The sequence below is a fragment of the Arthrobacter sp. B0490 genome (assembly GCF_002929355.1).
In the GTDB taxonomy this organism is placed as follows: domain Bacteria; phylum Actinomycetota; class Actinomycetes; order Actinomycetales; family Micrococcaceae; genus Arthrobacter_D.
This window is the reverse complement of sequence record NZ_PJIR01000004.1, coordinates 161021-176796: the sequence shown is the minus strand read 5'-3', so window position 1 is coordinate 176796 and position 15776 is coordinate 161021. Positions and strand designations below refer to the sequence as shown.

The following is a 15776-nucleotide window of genomic DNA, read 5'->3' as shown; positions in this document are numbered from 1 at the left end:
GCTACGCGCCGCTCCGGGGCCGGAGGCGTGTCTCCTCGACGTCCAGGATGCGCTGGGCCTTCGCCAGCACGCGCGAGGAGTAGGTGCCGCGGGCCCGGGCGGCGAGCAGCGCCTGCCGCTCCGCCTCGAGCACGGCCAGTCGCAGGTCGCGGTACTGGCGGTGCGGCGACCGCACGAGCTTCTGCTCCGGCAGTCGCGCCTTCTCCCACTCGAACTCCGTCCGCATCCCCGTGTCGGCGCGGACGCGGTCCAGCACGTCGTCGTCGACCTCGACGTCCTCGCCCATGACCGCCTGCGGGTCGTCCAGCACGCGCAGCCCCTCGGTACGCAGCTCGTCGAACAGGGTCGCGGATTCCTCACGATCGGCGTCGACGTCGATCCCCTCGATCTTCAGCACCCGGATGAGTGCGGGCAGCGTGCCGCCCTGCACCAGCAGGGTGGTGACGGCGACGGTGAACGCGATCAGCACGAGCTGCTCCCGGTAGGCGAACGACTCGGGCAGGGACTGCGCCGCGGCCAGCGTCACCACGCCGCGCATGCCGGACCAGCCGAGCACGGTGGCGCCCTTCCAGCCGAAGCCCTCCCGCCGTTCCAGGTCGAGGTCCGCCTTGCGGCGCTGGTACAGCCGGGTGAGGGCCCGTTTGCGGCGCTCCTGCCGGGCATCGAGCGTACCGAGCTTCCGGAGCCGGCCCAGTCCCCGGCTCAACTGCAGCGTGCGCCGCTCGGCCCGGCTCGGCAGGCGCCGCATGAGCAGCACGAGCGGGAAGACCCAGAGGAATCGCAGCAGGATCAGGACGAGGGTCGCGAGGAGGCCGATCAGGATCGTCTGCCCGACCGTCAGCAGGGACTGGTCGATGCTTCGGAGCAGTCCCCGGATCTCGAGGCCGATCAGCAGGAACACGCCGTTCTCGAGCAGGAACTGCACCGTCCGCCAGTTCACGTTGTCGCTGATGCGCGCGCGGGCGTCGATCCTGCTGGCGCTGTGGTGCCCCGTGTAGATGCCGGCGACCACCACGGCGAGCACGCCGGAGGCATGGAGTTCCTCGGCGGGCAGGAAGGCGATGAAGGGCACGGCCAGGGACAGCGCGGTGTCCAGCACGGGGTCGTCGAGCCGGGACCGGACGAGGACCGTCACGGCCCCGACCGCGTAGCCCACCACGACCGCGACGACGACGGCGAAGGCGAAGTCAGCCAGGGCCGCACCGAGGCCGCTCAGGGCACCGGCGGACGCGGCGATGGCGCTGCGCAGGAGCACGAGGGCCGTCGCGTCGTTGACCAGGCCCTCGCCCTCGAGCACGGTGAGCAGCCGCGGCGGGAGACCGAGCCGCCGGCCGATGGACGTGGCGGCGACGGCGTCGGGCGGGCTGATGACCGCGCCGAGCGCGATGGCCGCCGCGAGGCCGAGCCCGGGCAGGAGGGCGTGGAGGAGGAGCCCGGTGACGAGGGCCGAGACGACGACGAGGGCCACGGACAGGCTGGCGATCGGCGTGAGGTTCCGGCGGAAGTCCGTCACCGGCGTCTTGATCGCCGCGGCGTAGAGCAGGGGCGGCAGGATGCCGGTCAGGATCCACTCGTCGGGGATGCTGAAGCTCGGCACGCCCGGCACAAACGAGAGCCCGATCCCGACGACGACGAGGATGAGCGGAGCCGCGACCCCCACGCGGTTGGACAGCACGGCCACGCCGACCAGGACGGCGATCCCGATGATGCCCAGCAGTCCCAGTTCCACCCGGCCAGCCTAGTGGGCGGGCCCGGGGACGGGAGTCCCGGCGCTGGGCGGCGCCCCGCTTGACGCCGGGACCGGAGGACGACGGGACGGCGTCGCCCCGGGACCGATGCGGACGGCGGACCGGACGGGCGCCGCCGCGCCGGCGGTCAGTCCGTGAGGAGCTGCGCGCCCGCCGCGAAGGTCCGCACGCGGGCGTCCCGCCAGAGGTGCGCCGGCACTCCCCCGCCGAGCAGCTCCCGGGTCAGTCCGGGGTCCTCACCGAGGGGGGCGTCGCTCCCGGCGATGATCACGTTGCCGTAGCGGCGGCCTTTCAGCATCGCGGGGTCGGCGATGATCACGGTGGAGGTGAACGCGGCGGCGATGGTCGCCGCCTCGCGCCGGGCCATGGCGAGGTTCGGGCTGTCGCCGCAGTTGACCAGGTAGACGCCGTCGTCCGCGAGCACCCGCTTGGCCGCCTCCGTGAACTCCCGCGTCGTCAGGGGCGGCGGCGTCACGGCACCGGCGAACACGTCGCGGATCACGAGGTCGCGGCTGCCCTCGCTCAACGATTCCGTGACGGCCCGGGCCTCCCCGACCCGGATGCGGACGAGGGGCGCCCGCGGGAGGTCGAACCACCCGCGCACCAGCTCGGCCAGGCGCCCGTCGAGTTCGACGACGACCTGGCGCGCCTGGGGGTGGCTGGCGGCGAACCGGCGCGCGAGCGAGCAGGCTCCCCCACCGAGGTGCAGCACGCGGAGCCGGTCCGAGGACGCCCAGCGGGAATCGACGAGCGACGCGATCCACCGCATGTACTCGAAGTCGAGGTGCAGCGGATCCGCGAGGTCGATGTGCGAGCTGGGCACCCCGTTGATGCGCAGCACCCAGCCGTCCGGGGTGTACGGGTCGGGCTCGAGTTCGCAGGTCCCCGTGTCGATCGGGAACTCGCCGATCTCGGGGCTCGGACCGGTGGGTCTCGCCATCAGGGAAGTCTTCTCACTCTTGGTCGGGGCGGTGCATCCGGAACATCGGCCTGTGGTGCCAGGTGGGCCCGCACAGCATGGACGTCCCGTCCGGGACGAAGCCGTTGCGGACGTAGAAGCGCTCGGCCCGCGGATTGCCGTCGAGGATCCAGAGGTAGGCGGCCCTCGCGCCGATCGCGGTGTCGAGCAGGCGCTGCCCGAGTCCGGTGCCGTGGGTGGAGCGCAGTGTGTAGATGTGGTGCAGTTCGAAGTCGGGCCGGTCCTCGTCGCGTCCCGGTCCCGACGTCGCGATCGCGACGGGCTCTCCGTCGTCGTCGGCTGCCAGCCAGCTGCGTGCGCGGCCGGGGAGCCGCTCGGCGTCCGCGAAGGCCGCCCGTCGGCGCTCGATGATGGCGGGCAGTTCGGCGTCGTAGTACTCGTGGAACGCGCGCGGCATGAGCCGCTCGTACGTCTCGTGCAGCCCGGCGACGTGCGTGCGGGCGTAGGCCTCGGCGTCGTCGACCGTGGCCGGCCGGATCACGTAGGGCAGCGTCAGCAGGGGCTGTGTCACGTCGTCAGTTTAGTGGCCTGAAGACACCGAACGGTGTCGGGTGGCTTCAGGAGTGGCCCTCGAACTGCTCCTGCTCGGCCAGTGCCGCCTCCAGCCGCTCCACCTTGCCGGTCAGTTCGCCGGTACGCCCGGGACGGATGTCCGCCTTCAGCACGAGCGACACGCGGCTGCCGTAGCGGGCGACGGCGTCGGTGGCGTGCTTCACCACCGCCATGACCTCGTCCCACTCGCCCTCGATGGTGGTGAACATGGAGTCGGTGGAGTTCGGCAGGCCGGACTCGCGCACGACGGCGACCGCCGCGGCGACGGCGTCGTGCACCGACCCGTCGGGGTTCTCGTCTGAGAGGTCGGAGGAGCCGGACGGGGCGACGCTGAAGGCTACGAGCATGGTCCCAGTCTGGCACGCGGCGACGCCCGTGGGCAGGGCAGGCCGGCGGGAGGACGGGTATCCGACTGGCGGCTTCGGCTGCCGGGCGCCCCGGGGCGGCGTCGGGAGTCGGCTCCGGCGGCGCGCACCCGGCGCGGGTGTGCGTTCCGGGCCCCGGACCCGCGGCATCGTGCCGGACCCGTTGCGGAGGAGCCACGGGTCCGGGCATCCGGCGCGGCGGCCCGGCGGGAGGCCCGACGGAGCATGGCCCGGCCGGGGGCGGGCACGACGGAGCCCGGACGTCTTCCGTCCGGGCTCCGTCACCTCCGGCCCTCAGGGACCGGTGACGCGGAGCGCCTCCCATCCGAGGAGCGTGCCGTCGGCGGTGAGGACGACCATCCTGTTGTTGCCGGGACGGGTCCCGGCGGGCGTGGTCACGGTGATCTCCCCGTCGGCGGACGCCTGGCGCCAGCCGAGACCGGTGTCATCGAGGTAGGCGTAGAACCACTCGCCCGCCTCCAGGTTCTCCAGCGTGACATCGCGGGCACCGCGGCCGACCTTCTGGTCGGCGAGACCGAGGTCGATGCGCGACGACGGCTTCAGGTCCCGGTCCGTCGCCGGTCCCGGCACGAAGGCCGGCTCCGGGTCGACCAGGTCGCCCGGACCTGCGTCGGCCCCCGTGTAGGCGATGCTCGGGGCCGCCGGCGCCTGCATGTCCTGTCCGAGGAAGTACGAGGTGTGCGGGGGCTGGTTGTAGGCGGTGTTCTGCCAGGCGACCCCGAGCCGGTAGACCGGGTCCGACTGCAGCGTCCTCAGCCGGTGGTCGGTGGGGTCGACGGTGGTGGCGATGCGCAGGGCGGACGAGTCCTCCGTGCGCGTGACGATCTCCTCGCGCCAGTCGCCGAACAGATCCGCCTGCAGGGCCGGGTTCGCCTTCGTGGTGTTGTTGCTCAGGGTGCCTTCCGCGCGGTAGATCTCCTCGGCGGCCTGCGACTGCGGGTTCCACTTCGAGACGGTCGGGACTCCGGCGGCGGACGCCGCGTCGTAGTCGTTGTCCGTGATCTCGCGGAGCAGGTCCCCGTCCCACCAGGTGACGAAGTTCGCCGCCGGGATCTTCTCGGACAGGAGTTCACCGGCGGAGGAGCGGAGCTGCCCGACGGGTGAGTTGTAGGCGGCGTCGCCACCGATCGCCCAGCCCTCCGCTCCGGGGTGGTCGGGGTCGATATCGGCCATCGCTGCGCGACCGGTATCCCGGGCCGCCGGGATCGACCAGATGATCTCGCCCGTCGCCGCATCGCGGAAGGTGGCCCCGCGATTGCCGGACGCCCCCATGTCCTCGTGGGCGGCGAAGACCTCGAGTCCGGCGTTCGTGGGATCGAAGTCGGAGACGTGCAGGGCATCACCGTGTCCGAGGCCCGTGGTGTGGAGCGCCTCGCCGTCGTCGTCGATGGTCATGGACCCGAAGACGATCTCGTCCTTCTGGTCGCCGTCGACGTCCGCCACCGAGAACTCGTGGTTCCCCTGGCCGCGGTACTGGCTGCCGTCCTCGTCGGAATCGAAGGTCCACCGCGAGGTGAGGTTCGTGCCGTCGAAGTCGAAGGCCGCGATCACGGCACGCGTGTAGTAGCCGCGGCTGAACACGACGCTGGGCTTCTCGCCGTCCAGATAGGCCACGCCCGCCAGGAACCGGTCCACGCGGTTGCCGTAGGTGTCGCCCCAGACTCCGACGTCGCCGCGCGCCGGGACGTAGTCGATGGTGTCGATCGCGGCGCCCGTCGCCCCGTCGAACACGGTGAGGTACTCGGGTCCGCTGAGGACATAGCCGGAGGAGTTCCGGTGATCCGCCGCCGCGTCCCCGATCACGGTGCCCGGACCGTCGACGGTGCCGTCGGCGGTCTTCATGGTCACCTCGGCCCGGCCGTCGCCGTCGAGGTCGAAGACCTGGAACTGCGTGTAGTGGGCGCCGGCCCGGATGTTCTTCCCGAGGTCGATCCGCCACAGGCGCGTGCCGTCCATCTCATAGGCGTCCACGTAGACCGTGCCGGTGTAGCCCGCCTGGGAGTTGTCGCGGCTGTTGCTCGGGTCCCACTTGAGGATGATCTCGTAGTCGCCGTCGCCGTCGACGTCACCCACGGAGGCGTCGCTCGCCCGGTAGGAATAAGGCTGACCGTCCTTGGTGACGGCATCGGCCGGCTTCTCGAGCGGGACGTCGAGGTACTGCTGGTCCCAGACCGTGAAGTCCTCGGTGGCCCAGCGCTCCACGCCGTCGGCGACGGAGCTCACCCGGTACACGGACCCCCCGGTCCCTTCGGCGTCGAGCAGGTTGGTGCTCGAGCTGAGCGGCGCCTCGGTGACCCGCTCGCCGTCGCGGTAGACATGGAAGGCGATGCCGTCCTCGTCGAGGCCGAGCATGCGCCAGCCCAGGTAGACGCCTCCCTGGCCCTGGACGGCGACGGGGGCGCGGTCCAGGCGCTCGGCCTGCCGTTGCAGGGTCGTGGCGGCGGGCGAGGTGATGGTCGAGGACCGTTCCGACGCCCCGCCTGCGTTCACCGCGGCGACGGAGTAGGTGTACTCGATGGTCGTCAGGACCTCCGTGTCCGTGAAGGAGGCGCCGTCCGCCCGACCGACCAGCTCGGCATCCCCGAGTGATCCATCGGGTTTCGGCTCGGCCCGGTACACCTGGTAGAACAGGGCGCCGTCCGACGGCGTCCAGCCGATCGTCACGTCGTTCTTGTTGACGGCACCCAGGGAGAGTCCTGTCGGGACGGCCGCCAGGGCGACGTCGGGGTCCACGGTGGTGAGGACGAGCGGGTCGGACGCGACGGATTCCGTCCCGCCGGCGGTGAGGGCCACCACGGTGTAGGTGTACTCGAGTCCGACGTCGGCGGTGGTGTCCGTCAGTACCGGGACGGTGGTGTCGCCGACGGCGATGCGCTCGGGGGAGCCGGTCGCCGTGCGGTAGACCCGGTACCCGGCGGCGCCGTCGGCGGCCTGCCAGGCGAGGGACACCGCTACTCCCGTCCCGTCGATCGTCAGGTCCTGCAGTGTGAGGGCCGACGGTGCGAGCTGCAGCGGCGTGACCTCGATGCCGTTGAGGCGGGAGGACGTGCCCGTCATGACGAGGTTCAGCTGGCCGTCCGTGACGAGGACCGGTTCGCTCGTCTTCTGCGCGACGGCGGCGCGGCCGGCATTGGCCGAGCCGAAGTCCTTGCCCTCGAGCTGCACGTTCGACCTGCTGCTGCCGATCCAGTCGCCCGTGTAGGTGCGGACGGCGTAGGAGCCGTTGGGGACGTCGACGGCGAACTCGTGGGCCGGCGTCGGCAGCAGGAAGTCGCGCTCGAGGTCCGTGGGCGGGGGCGTGAAGGCGATTCCGCGGTCACGGCCGGTGAGGCCCGTGGTGCTGAGGAAGCCCCAGCCGCGCTGCACCGTGTAGGCGCTCGTCTGGTTGGCCTCGGTGTAGCCCGGCATCACGGGCGAGCCGGCGAGCTGCACGTCGAAGCGGTACAGCGGCGACTTCGTGGCGATCCGCACGGCGTCCGACGGCGCGGACTCGCCGCGGCCGTTGACGGCGACGACGCGCACGTCGTACTCCGCGCCTTCCTCGAGGCCCGGGACGGTCGCCTGCGGGAGGGTCGAGGTGGCCACGAGCGTGTAGGCGTCCCCCGCGCCGGCGTCCTTCCGGAACACCCGGTAGATATCGGCCCCCTCCACGGCCTTCCAGGTGAGCTGGGCGCTCGCGTTGGAGACGCTGGCCACGACGACGCCGGCGGGTGCCGCGGGGACGGCTGCCGGAGGCTCCGCCTCCTCGATCTCCGCGGCCAGCGGGATGTCGAGACCGGCCACGCCGCCCGCGACGAGCCGCGCCATCTGGATGGCTCCGTACTCCTGGAAGTGGGTGTCGTCCACGGTGCCTGTCGGCCGGCTCGGGTAGACCCCGGCCGGCACGTGGAGGTAGACGGACTTGGCGGTCTCGGCGCCGATCTCGTCCAGGTACCCCCGGCTGGAGGCCGCCAGGTCGACGAGCGGCGTCCCCGTCTCGGCGGCCAGCTTCTGCACGGCTTCGACGTAGGCGGGGAAGGAGACTGCCGCCTTCCCGTCCGGTCCGAAGGCGCGCCGCGAGACGGGCGTGACCAGGATCGGCGTGGCCCCTCGCTGCTCGGCACCGTCCACGTAGGTCCGGAGGTACTCGTAGTAGTCGGCCGGTGCCGCGAAACGGTCGTCCACGCCGTAGCTGTTGTCGTTGTGGCCGAACTGCACGAAGAGGTAGTCGCCGGGGCGGATGCCGCGGAGTACCTCGTCGAGGCGTCCCTGGCTGATGAAGTTCTTGGAGCTGCGTCCGCCGATCGCCCTGTTGTCCACCGTGACGTCGTCGGCGATGAAGCGGTCGATCATCTGGCCCCAGCCGGCCTGCGGTGCCACGTCCGAGCGGTAGGTCTGGACGGTCGAGTCCCCGGTGAGCCAGACCGTCGGTGAGGGGGCCTGGGCGCGGTCGGCCTGGCGGGTGATGGTCAGGGCGTTGAGGTTCGCGGCCGTGCCCGCGAGGTCGAGGTTGAGCTGCCCGTCCACGACGGCGATGTCGAAGGACATCTCCAGGTACTGGCCCGCGGGCCGGGTGGTGGGCTGCACCTTGGTGATCTGCTCGGCGATCAGCGCGACGTCGGTCGGTCCGGCGGCGTCACCTGCGATGACGCCGACGGTGTAGTCGCCGTTCGGCAGGTCCACCACGAGCTCGGTGTCGCCGATCGTGACGAAGTCGGACCGGGTGGCATCGGCCGTCCCCCGGTCGGTGCCCGTGACCTTCGACGGGTCGACGAACCCTGCCCGCGTTCCGGGACCGTAGCCCGTGGTCGCGGTGATCGCCGTCGCCCCCGGCGCCACGGCTCCGGGGCCGAGATCGAGGGAGACGCCGCCGTCGGGCAGCGGGGGCGGGTTGCCGAACGGGCTCGACGCCGTCGCGGCCGAGGGTGCGGTGATGCCGTCGGCGCCGCGCGTGCTGACGCGGTAGAAGCGGGGTGAGGAGGTGTCCACGGCCGCGTCCGTCGCGAAGACGTCGCCCGAGGTCTCCGCGACCTGGACGTAGTCACCGTCGACCGTGTCCGAGCGGGACACCACGTACCCGGTGGCGCCCGGTACCTCGTTCCAGCGGAGCATCACTGCGGAGTCCGTCAGGCGCGCGAGGCGGACATTGGTGGGCACGGGGAGCGACGATGCCGCCTCGGCGGCGGCGGGTGGGGGCGGAGGGTCGACGGCGAGGGCGGGAGTCCCTGCGAGCGAGACGCCGAGGACGGTCACCCCCGCCAGGAGTGGTGAGCGGAAGAGGGCGCGCTTGAGACCGGATGGTGGCATGGGGAGGTACCTTCTCGTTTCATCATCGAAAACGGTGAGTGGCGTCGACCGCCCTCCCAGGAACCGGGTACGGCGGCATCCTGGGGCGGATCAGCGGAAGACGTGCCGTCAGCCTAACGGCGGTGCGTGCCTTGGGCAAGGGTTTCGGGAAAACGCTTCCCATTCGCTTGCGGGTCAGGCCGAGACCGTGACCCCGCCGGTCGAGGCCCGCTCCACGAGGTGCGTCGGCAGGATGATCGCCGCCGGGTCCTCGCCGCGGATCACACCGAGGAGGATTCGCACCATCTCGTGGCTGATCCGCCCGAAGGGCTGCCGCATGGTGGTCAGGGGCGGTTCGGTGGAGGCGGCCACCGGGGAGTCGTCGAAGCCGGCGACCGCGACGTCCTCGGGGACGCGCCGGCCCTCGGCCCGGAGGACGTCGAGCGCACCCGCCGCCATGAGGTCGTTGGCCGCGAAGACGGCGTCGAGTCCCGGAGCCTGGTCGAGGAGCTGCCGCATGGCCTGCCGTCCGCTCTCCCGGCTGTAGTCGCCGGGAGCGACGAGGCGTTCGTCGAACGAGCCACCCATCTCCTCACGGTATCCGCGCAGCCTCCCGACACCACCGGAGGTGTCCATCGGTCCCGTGATGGTGGCGATCGACGTCCGGCCCAGCCCGCGCAGGTGCGCGACCATGTCCCGCGCCCCGGCGGCGTCGTCGGCTGCGACGTAGCCGATCTTGCCCTCGAAGCCGAGCGGGATCCCGCAGGCGATCATCGGGACGCCGGAGCGGTGGATCTCCCCGACGATCGACTGGCCGCGTGCGTGGGAGGAGACGAGGAGCACGCCGTCCACGTGCCCCGCCGTGATGAAGTCGCGGGCGCGCCGCTGCTCGTCCTTGGTACCGGCCATGATGAGGACCAGCGAGACGTCGTGCTCACCGAGGGCCTCCGACGCACCCCGCATGAGGATGGAGAAGTTCGGGTCCTCGAAGAGCCGCTCCTGCGTCTCGCTCAGCAGGAACGCCACCGTGTTGGCCTTGCTCGTGGCCAGGCTGCGGGCGTGCGGGTTGATGCGGTAGCCGGTCCTCTTGATGGCCAGCTCGACGGCGGTGAGCGCGTCGGGGCTGACCCAGTGGCCGCCGTTGAGGACCCGCGACACGGTGCCCCTCGAGACGCCGGCCGCCTTCGCGACATCGTCGATGGTGGGCCGCTTCGGGCCCCGGGTGCTGGTCACCGACATAGCGTATCCCGGCGTGTTCAGGCCTTGACGGCGCCCGCGGCCAGATCCACGCGCCAGAACCGCTGCAGGAGCAGGAACATCAGGATGAGCGGCAGGATGGACAGGAGCGCGCCGGTCACGACGAGCGTGTAGAGCGCGGGCGCGGACGCCCCCTGGTTCAGCAGGCCGTTGAGGCCCACCGTGATGGGGAAGAGGGTGTCGTCGCCCAGCATGATGTACGGCAGCATGAAGTTGTTCCAGATGGCGACGAACTGGAACAGGAAGATGGTCACCAGCCCGGGCAGCATCATCGGCATGGCGATGCGGGCGAAGATCCCCATCTCGCTGGCGCCGTCGGTCCGGGCGGCCTCGACGACGTCGGTGGGCACGGCCGCTGCGGCGTAGATGCGTGCCAGGTAGATGCCGTAGGGGCTGATGATCTGCGGCAGGAACACGGCCCAGTAGGTGTTGGTGAGGCCGAGCTGCGCCATCAGGAAGTACTGAGGGATCGCCAGGATGACGCCGGGGACCAGCACACCCATGAGCAGGATGTTGAAGACGGCCCCCTTGCCGGGGAAGGCGAACTTCGCGAGGACGTAGCCGGAGAGTGCCGAGACGAAGGTGGAGGCGATGGCGCCCGCGCCGGCATACAGCGCGGTGTTCGCCATCCACCGCCAGAAGAGCCCGTCCCGGTACGCGCTCAGTTCCGCGATGTTGTCGAACAGGTGCGTGCTGGGGGCGAACGTGAACGTGGAGAAGAGCTCCGAGCCGTCCTTGGTGGAGGCCATGACGACCCAGAACACCGGCAGCAGGCAGTAGAGCGCACCGAGGAGCAGCAGTGCGGTGGCGACGGCACTCGGCTTCTCGTGGCCGTGGACGCTGTCGCGGCGGGGTCGGAGCGACGGCGTGAGGGGCGGGGTGAGAGTGTCGGCCATGTCAGTCTTCCTGTCCGAAGGCGCGCTTCTGGACCACGCGGAGGAATACGAAGGAGATCAGGAGCGTCGCGGCGGCGATGACGATCGAGCTCGCCGCGGCGGAGTAGATGTCGTCGCGCGTGAACGCGTCGCGGTAGACCTTCATGAGGGGCGTCCAGCTCGTGGAGAGCGTGTTGGTGAGCGGCCGCAGCGTCGTCGGCTCGGCGAAGACCTGGAGCGTCGCGACGATGGAGAACAGGGCCGTCATGATGAGCGACGGTGTCACGATGGGGATCTTGATCCGGAGGGCGATCTGCGTCTCGGAGGCGCCGTCGAGCCGTGCCGCCTCATAGATGTCGTTCGGGACGGCCTTCAGCGAGGTGTAGATGACGATCATGTTGAAGCCCACGCCACCCCACAGGGCGATGTTCGCGATCCCGAACATGATGAGCTGCGAGGAGAGGATCTGGGGCATCTCGATGCCGAGCCGCTCGGTCAGGTAGTAGAAGGGGCTGACGGACGGCAGGTAGAGGAAACCCCACAGCAGCGAGCTGATGACCGCGGGCACCGCGTAGGGCAGGAAGATCGCGACGCGCGAGAACGTGGTGGCCCTGGACCTCCGCGAGTCCAGCAGGAGGGCGAACAGCAGCGCGAGCCCCAGCATGCACGGGATCAGGATGGCGCCGTACGTGAGGACCCGGCCGACACTTGCGCCGAACTCGGGGTCGCCGAGGGCGGCCGCGTAGTTGTCCAGGCCCGCGAAGACCTGCTTGCGCGCGCCCGAGCCGAGCCCGAGGCCGGAGACCTCCACGCGCTGGAAGCTGAGGTACAGCGTGTAGAGAATGGGTGCCGCCATGAACACGGCGAACAGGACGATGCCGGGAGCGAGCATCAGGTACGGCGTGAGGACGCGTGACCTGAAGCGGTGCGACCGGGGTCGCCCGGGACTGCGGCCACCGCGCGCGGACGACGGCGGGCCGGCCTGGCCGTCCCCGCTCCGGACGACGGTGCTACCGGATACTGCTGGCTGAACGCTCACGGTGTTCCCCTTCGAACGTCGGTGCCGCCGCCTCCCGCCCGGGAGGCGGCGGCACCGCTGGTACTGGTGCTCCTGCTGGACTGCTCCTACTTGACGTTGAAGCCGTTGTCCTCGAGGTCGGTGACCGTGATCTCCTGCATGGCCTGCAGGGCGTCGACGAAGGCGGACTCCGTCTTCGCGTCGGCTGCCTTGGCGAACTCGTCGTTGTAGGCGCTGAAGGCGACATTCACGTTCGGTCCGTAGGTGAACGGGCTGACCGTCTGGGCCACGTCGGCGGCGACGTCGTAGAAGTCGGGCTGGTTGCTGAAGAACTCGGGAGCCGTCGAGAGGGACGCCTCGGCCTCGTCGCTCGCCGCCGGGTAGATGCCGGATTCCGTGACGAGCGCCTGCACGGCCTCCGGGTCGGTGTTCATCCACGTGGCGAACTCGGTGGCCGCCGCGGCATGCTCGCTCTGCGAGGTGACGGCCGTGGAGGATCCGCCCCAGTTCCCCGTGGCATCCTCCCCCTCCCACTGCGGCATGGGCGCCGCCTTCCACAGGCCCGCGGTGTCGGCGGCGTTGCCGGAGAGGACTCCGGGAGCCCAGACCGCGCTGAGCCAGCCGACCTGGCTGCCGTCGTTCAGGCCGGCGTTCCACTCGGGCGTGTACATCGGCTTGTTGTCGATGGCGCCCTCCTCGACGAGGCCGCCCCAGAACGACGCGACCTTCTCGGTGGCCTCGCTGTCGATGTCGACGCCCCAGGAATCGCCGTCGATGCTCCACCAGGACGTACCGGCCTGCTGGGCCATGCCCGCGAACCAGCCTGCGTCGTTCGCGGAGAACGTGCCGAGGTAGCGCTTCGGGTCGGAGGCGTGGACGGCGCGGGCGACGTCGGCGTACTCCTCCCAGGTGGTGGGTACCTCGAGGCCGAGCTCCTTCAGGATGTCCTCGCGGTAGTAGAACATCATGGGCCCGGAATCCTGCGGCACCGCGTAGAGGGCGTCCCCGCCGAGCGTCACCGAATCCCAGACGCCCTCGGGGAACTTCTCCTCGAGGTCACCGGCGTCCGCCGAGATGTCCGCCAGGGCGTCCGAGGCCACGAGGGTGGGGATCTTCTGGTACTCGGCCTGGATCAGGTCCGGGGCACCGCTGCCGGCGTTGATCGCGGTGAGGAGCTTGGTGATGGCGGGATCGCCGCCGTCCTGCTTGCTGACGGTGACCTTGATGTCAGGGTTCTCCTCGTTCCACAGCTCCACCACCTTCTCGATGTTCGGGGCCCAGGCCCAGAAGCTGAGCTCCACGGGCCCCTCGGCGGCGGGTTCGTCCGCGGCGGGGCTCGAGCACCCCGCGGTCAGCAGGGCGGTGGCAGCGACGGTAGCCATGGCACCGACGCGAAGAATTGAACGCATTTCGTCCTCCTTGTCGAAAGCAATCCAGTACGCCCCTCGAACGAGAACGGCGCCAGACTGTGAGCGGTTCCAGTAGCGCACGGGCACCGTAGGGCTGTCAAGAAAGGCTGATGGAGCTACCGCTGCATCTCCGGTCCGTGCTACAACTGGGAGCGCACACAGTCGAAGGGGATTTCTCATGTCGCTTGACCAGTCCGAGGTCACCACCCGGGGCGCCTCCGCGGGCACCGCCGTTCCAGCTCCCAGCGCCGCTCCCGCCACCCGGTCCTGGCCCGGCGGCACCCGGCAGCTCCGCTACGGCGGGGACTACAACCCGGAGCAGTGGCCGCGGCACGTGTGGCTCGAGGACATCGCCCTCATGCAGCAGGCGGGCATCAACCTGGTCAGCATCGGCATCTTCTCCTGGGCCCTGCTGGAGCCGCGCGACGGCGAGTTCGACTTCACCTTCCTCGACGACATCCTGGACCTGCTCGCCTCCTCGGGCATCGACGTCGACCTCGGTACCCCGACGGCCGCGCCGCCCGCCTGGTTCTGGGCGAAGTACCCGCAGGCCCGGCCCGTGACCCGCGACGGGGTGACGCTCGGCCATGGATCCCGCGGCATGGCGTCCCCGAGCTCGCCCGACTACCGCCGCCACGCAGTGCGCATCACCGGCGAACTCGCCCGTCGCTACGCCGGCCACCCGGCGCTGCGCATGTGGCACGTCCACAACGAGTACGGAGCACCGATCAGCGAGTGCTACTCGGAGCAGTCGGTCCTGGCCTTCCGCCGGTGGCTCTCGAAGCGCTACGGCTCCCTCGAGGCGCTCAACGCCGCCTGGGGCACCACCTTCTGGGGTCAGCGCTACGGCGCCTGGGACGAGGTCGACGCCCCGCGGCTCAGCGCCACCGTGGTCAACCCGGCCCACCGCCTCGACTTCAAGCGGTTCACCTCCGACGCGCTGCTCGAGTGCTACGTCCTCGAGCGCGACGTCATCCGGCAGCACACCCCGGACCTGCCGGTCACCACCAACTTCATGGCCACCAGCTGCCCCTCGCTGGACTACTGGTCCTGGGCGCGCGAGGTAGACGTCGTCGCCAACGACCACTACCTGACCGCCGAGCGCACGGACAACCACGTGCTCCTCGCGCTCGACGCGGACTTCACGCGGTCCCTCGCCGGGGGCAGGCCGTGGATGCTCATGGAACACTCGACGTCGGCCGTGAACTGGCAGCCCCGCAACATCGCCAAGCGGCCCGGCGAGATGCTCCGCAACAGCCTCGCCCACGTGGCCCGCGGCGCGGACGCCGTCATGTTCTTCCAGTTCAGGGCGTCCCGGTTCGGCGCCGAGAAGTTCCACTCCGCGATGGTCCCGCACCAGGGGACGGACTCGCGGATCTTCCGCGAGGTGACCGAACTCGGGCGCACTCTCGGACGCGCCTCCGCGGTCCGCGGCTCGACCGTCCCGGCCCGGGTGGCCATCCTGTGGGACACCGAGTCCTTCTGGGCACAGGACCTGGAATGGCGGCCCTCCGTGGACCTGGACCACCGCGAGCGCATCGAGGCCTACTACACGGCCCTGTGGCAGCGGAACGTGACGGTCGACTTCGCCCACCCCGAGCAGGGCCTCGGCCGGTACGACCTCGTGCTCGCGCCCGCCCTCTACGCCGTCTCGCCCACGGCGCGCCTGAACCTGGAGTCCTACGTGGCGGAGGGCGGCAACCTCGTGGTGTCCTTCTTCTCGGGCATCGTCGACGACCACGACACCGTCCCCGCCGGAGGTCACCCCGGCCAGCTGCGGGACGTCCTCGGCCTGACGGTCGCCGAGTGGCTCCCCCTGCGCGAGCACGAGACCGTGACCCTCGACGACGGCTCCACCGCCGATGTCTGGGCGGAGGACCTGGAACTCCACGGGGCGCAGCCGCACACCGCCTACAGGTCCGGTCCGGCCGCCGGCAAGCCCGCCGTGACCGTCAATGCTTACGGCAGGGGCACCGCGTGGTACATCTCCACGCGCCCCGCCGCCGCGGCCCTCGACGCACTGCTGGGTGAGGCCCTCGCCGCCGCCGGCATCCCCGACGGGCCGTCCGGGCACGGCGTCGAGATCGTCAGCCGCACCGCGGACGGCACCGCGTTCACCTTCGTGCTCAACCACACCGACGCGGATGCACCGCTCCCCGTCGGCGGGACCGACCTCGTCAGCGGTGCGACCGTCGCGGCAGGCGATCCGCTCGCGGCGGGCGGATCCGCCGTCGTCGAGCACCGGCAGCAGACCGCACAGTAGGCAGCACCGCAGACCGCAGCACCG

10 protein-coding genes are annotated in these 15776 nt (G+C 70.9%); 1 reads left to right on the top strand and 9 read right to left on the bottom strand.

Translation table 11 applies throughout. The features are described 5' to 3' along the window. Window position 1 precedes the first annotated feature (1 nt). The 9 genes from CXQ97_RS08810 to CXQ97_RS08770 form a co-directional block, all read right to left on the bottom strand. A complete protein-coding gene (locus tag CXQ97_RS08810; RefSeq protein WP_104180494.1) occupies window positions 2-1729 on the bottom strand; it encodes a sodium:proton antiporter in 1728 nt (575 codons plus the stop codon). Window positions 1730-1875: 146 nt separating this feature from the next. Further along, window positions 1876-2688 carry a spermidine synthase gene (locus tag CXQ97_RS08805; RefSeq protein WP_104180493.1) on the bottom strand — a complete coding sequence of 271 codons (813 nt, stop codon included), beginning with the start codon at window positions 2686-2688 and terminating at the stop codon, window positions 1876-1878. Between the two features lie 13 nt (window positions 2689-2701). Beyond that, the gene (locus tag CXQ97_RS08800) at window positions 2702-3238 is read right to left on the bottom strand and encodes a GNAT family N-acetyltransferase (protein WP_258062440.1); all 537 of its coding nucleotides are present in this window, start codon (window positions 3236-3238) and stop codon (window positions 2702-2704) included. A gap of 46 nt (window positions 3239-3284) precedes the next feature. After that, on the bottom strand, window positions 3285-3626 hold the full coding sequence (locus CXQ97_RS08795) for a thiamine-binding protein (RefSeq protein ID WP_104180492.1): 342 nt from the start codon (window positions 3624-3626) through the stop codon (window positions 3285-3287). 312 nt (window positions 3627-3938) lie between these two features. After that, entirely contained in the window at window positions 3939-8951 is a 5013-nt protein-coding gene (locus CXQ97_RS20550; protein WP_306739667.1) for a fibronectin type III domain-containing protein, read from the bottom strand. A gap of 174 nt (window positions 8952-9125) precedes the next feature. Beyond that, window positions 9126-10169 (bottom strand): LacI family DNA-binding transcriptional regulator, encoded by a 1044-nt coding sequence (locus CXQ97_RS08785; RefSeq protein WP_104180491.1) that lies wholly within the window; start codon window positions 10167-10169, stop codon window positions 9126-9128. Window positions 10170-10186: 17 nt separating this feature from the next. Next, window positions 10187-11083, bottom strand: coding sequence for a carbohydrate ABC transporter permease (locus CXQ97_RS08780; RefSeq protein ID WP_104180490.1), 897 nt, complete (start codon window positions 11081-11083; stop codon window positions 10187-10189). Window position 11084: 1 nt separating this feature from the next. Then, window positions 11085-11954: a carbohydrate ABC transporter permease gene (locus CXQ97_RS08775; RefSeq protein WP_104180489.1), complete on the bottom strand. Its 870-nt coding sequence runs from the start codon at window positions 11952-11954 to the stop codon at window positions 11085-11087. A gap of 233 nt (window positions 11955-12187) precedes the next feature. Next, complete coding sequence (locus tag CXQ97_RS08770; RefSeq protein ID WP_104180488.1) at window positions 12188-13489, bottom strand: ABC transporter substrate-binding protein; 1302 nt, start codon at window positions 13487-13489, stop codon at window positions 12188-12190. Window positions 13490-13667: 178 nt separating this feature from the next. Here CXQ97_RS08770 and CXQ97_RS08765 point away from each other — a divergent pair, with 178 nt between their 5' ends. Further along, a complete protein-coding gene (locus CXQ97_RS08765) occupies window positions 13668-15752 on the top strand; it encodes a beta-galactosidase (RefSeq protein WP_104180487.1) in 2085 nt (694 codons plus the stop codon). The last annotated feature ends 24 nt before the right edge of the window (window positions 15753-15776 follow it).